Origin of the sequence: Pseudomonas sp. RA_35y_Pfl2_P32 (genome assembly GCF_963970735.1) — a bacterium.
Lineage (GTDB): Bacteria > Pseudomonadota > Gammaproteobacteria > Pseudomonadales > Pseudomonadaceae > Aquipseudomonas.
On record NZ_CAXAQF010000124.1, the window covers coordinates 1 to 616 of the forward strand.

Sequence of the window (616 nt, forward strand, 5' to 3'; positions counted from 1 at the left end):
CGAGCAAGGGCGTCCGCGGTTATGCTGTACGCGATGGACTCCGCCCGCAACCTCACTGGCCAATTCCTGCTCGCCATGCCGGGTATTGGTGACCCGCGCTTCGATCGGGCGGTGATTGCGATGTGCGCGCATGATTCCGACGGCGCTCTGGGAATCGGGATCGGTGCGACGATCGCGGGCATTGGCTTGCACACGGTGCTTGAGCAGTTGGATATCGACCTTGGCGTCGCGCCCGATGTTCCCGTGCATTTCGGCGGGCCGGTCGAACCCCGGCGCGGTTTCGTGCTTCACGCCCTCGACTGGGGCGGCCAGGATACGATCGAGGTCGTCGGGCATGCGGGGGCGCTGTGGGCGTTGTCGGGAACGACCGACGTGCTGAAGGCGATTGCGGCTGGCCGCGGCCCGTCGCGCTGGCTGGTCGCGCTGGGTTATGCGGGATGGGGCGAGGGGCAACTCGACGGCGAGTTGACGCGACACGGTTGGCTGAACGTGCCGGGCGATCTCGATTTGCTGTATGGCTGCAATGCCGAGAGTCGATGGGAAGCGGGGTTTGCCAGCGCCGGAATCGATTCGCGGCTCCTGGCGAACGAGACAGGCTGGGCCTGAAACGCCACTG

At 66.2% G+C, this 616-nt stretch carries 1 protein-coding gene; it reads left to right on the forward strand.

Annotation, left to right across the window (positions count from 1 at the left end):
* Positions 1 to 606: YqgE/AlgH family protein (locus tag AACY45_RS27430; RefSeq protein ID WP_339548592.1), on the forward strand; the 606-nt coding region annotated here is incomplete at its 5' end.
* Between the last annotated feature and the right edge of the window lie 10 nt (positions 607 to 616).